Raw genomic sequence first — 2366 nt, 5'->3', positions numbered from 1 at the left:
AGCTGTGTATAAGGGACAGCCCATGACGGGGGGCGGGCCGAACACACCCGTCGGCGGCGCCACCGTGCCGGGCGGCACGGCCCCCGCCGGTTCGGGCACGACCCGCAGCGGGAGCAGCGGGAAGGTGGGAGCGGCGTCCCGCACGGGAGCGGGTTCCTGTACGAAAGCGGGTTCCTGCGCGAAAGCGGGTTCCTGCGCGGGAGCACCGTCCCGCTGCTCCCGGACCGTCGGCACGGGCTGTGCCGTGAAGTGGCTGGAGCCGTCGGGGTCGACCCGGAGCGGGAGGACGTAGCCGATGCGTTCGTCGTGGACGGTGGCGAGAACGGCGCGACCGGAGGCGCGGGCGACCCGGTGGAGGTGGTTCAGCACCGCCTGCTGGATCTCCTCGCCGGGCGCGGCGGTCACCGGCACCCCGCCGACCGACGCCCCGCCCTGACCCGCCCCGGCGGCGGGGACACGGACGTCGATCGGCACCGCCGCACGGTCCGCCGCGTGTGCGGCCTGTTCCTGTTCCCGCTTCTTCTCGCGGCTGAGTCGAGCCATCGTTCCCTCATTCGGGTCGTACACCTACCGACCAGTCTGTCCGCCCGGCCGCTTCTCTCACGTCACCGCGCTGTCACAGGCTCGTCCCAAGGGCCGTCCCCCGCGGTTCGCCGTCCGCCGGACGGCATGAAGGCCGAAGCGACGGGCGCGGGAACGACGGCGGCCGGGAGGTCTTCCGGTGCGGCGCGGCCCCACGAACCGGAGCCGCCGACCCACGAACCGGAACCGCCGACCTGCGAACCGGAGCCGCCGACCCGCGATCCGGAGCCTCCGGTCTCGCCCGGCGGGACCGGCGCGCCGACGTGTCGGCACCCGGGATCGACCCCCCGATATTTATTTCTCTCGCGAGCGAGATACCTTGGTGGAGGCCGGGCCCTGGTGCACAGGCATCCGTAAGCCCGGAGGTCTCGCACGCATGGAGGATCGCCGTGACCCTGCCCGCACCGTCACCGCCCGCCGCCTCACCCCGGGCGACCGATCCGGCGCGACGCCGCAGGCCGGGCGGAGCCGTCATCGGCTATCTGACCACCACCGACCACAAACGGATCGGCTCCCTCTACCTGGTCACGTCGTTCGCGTTCTTCTGCATCGGCGGTCTGATGGCGCTGGTGATGCGCGCCGAGCTGGCCCGTCCGGGCCTGCAGATCATGTCGAACGAGCAGTTCAACCAGGCGTTCACGATGCACGGCACCGTGATGCTGTTCATGTTCGCGACGCCGCTGTTCTCCGGCTTCGCGAACTGGATCATGCCGCTGCAGATCGGCGCGCCCGACGTGGCGTTCCCGCGGCTGAACATGTTCGCCTACTGGCTGTACCTCTTCGGCTCGCTGATCGCGCTCGCCGGCTTCCTCACCCCGGACGGCGCGGCCAGCTTCGGCTGGACCGCCTACACCCCGCTGTCGGACACGGTCCGCTCACCGGGGTCCGGCGCGGACCTGTGGATCATGGGTCTGATCCTGCAGGGCTTCGGCTCGATCCTGGGCGCGGTCAACTTCATCACCACGATCATCTGCATGCGCGCTCCCGGTATGACGATGTTCCGGATGGGGATCTTCACCTGGAACGTGCTGCTCACCAGCGTGCTGATCCTGCTGGCCTTCCCGGTGCTGGCCGCGGCGCTCTTCGCGCTGGAGTACGACCGCAAGTTCGGGGGCCACGTCTTCGACCCCACCAACGGCGGGGCGCTGCTGTGGCAGCACCTGTTCTGGTTCTTCGGCCACCCCGAGGTCTACATCCTGGCGCTGCCGTTCTTCGGCATCATCTCCGAGGTGGTCCCGGTCTTCTCCCGCAAGCCGATCTTCGGCTACATGGGACTGATCGGCGCGACCATCGCGATCGCGGGTCTGTCGGTGACGGTGTGGGCGCACCACATGTACGCCACCGGCGGCGTGCTGCTGCCCTTCTTCTCCTTCATGACCTTCCTGATCGCGGTCCCGACCGGTGTGAAGTTCTTCAACTGGATCGGCACCATGTGGAAGGGCTCCCTGAGCTTCGAGACGCCGATGCTGTGGGCCATGGGTTTCATGGTCACCTTCCTGTTCGGTGGTCTGACCGGCGTGATCCTGGCCTCGCCGCCGCTGGACTTCCACGTGACCGACTCGTACTTCGTGGTGGCGCACTTCCACTACGTGGTGTTCGGCACCGTCGTCTTCGCGATGTTCGCCGGCTTCCACTTCTGGTGGCCGAAGTTCACCGGCAAGATGCTCGACGAGCGCCTGGGCAAGATCACCTTCTGGACGCTCTTCATCGGCTTCCACGGCACGTTCCTGGTCCAGCACTGGCTGGGCGCCGAGGGCATGCCGCGCCGGTACTCGGACTACCTG

General features: G+C 68.8%; 1 protein-coding gene and 1 pseudogene. One reads left to right on the top strand and one right to left on the bottom strand.

Annotation, left to right across the window (positions count from 1 at the left end; genetic code table 11):
• A pseudogene (locus B7L92_RS33555) lies at positions 1-543 on the bottom strand (tetratricopeptide repeat protein); the annotation flags it as partial.
• 428 nt (positions 544-971) lie between these two features.
• On the opposite strand from B7L92_RS33555, the gene B7L92_RS33550 reads away from it, so the two are divergent.
• The coding region (locus B7L92_RS33550; RefSeq protein ID WP_081241037.1) for a cytochrome c oxidase subunit I at positions 972-2366 on the top strand (1395 nt) is incomplete at its 3' end.

It is taken from the genome of Streptomyces viridosporus, assembly GCF_002078235.1.
GTDB lineage: Bacteria > Actinomycetota > Actinomycetes > Streptomycetales > Streptomycetaceae > Streptomyces > Streptomyces viridosporus.
The sequence above is the reverse complement of the archived record's forward strand: the minus strand, read 5'-3'. Positions and strand labels throughout refer to the sequence as shown.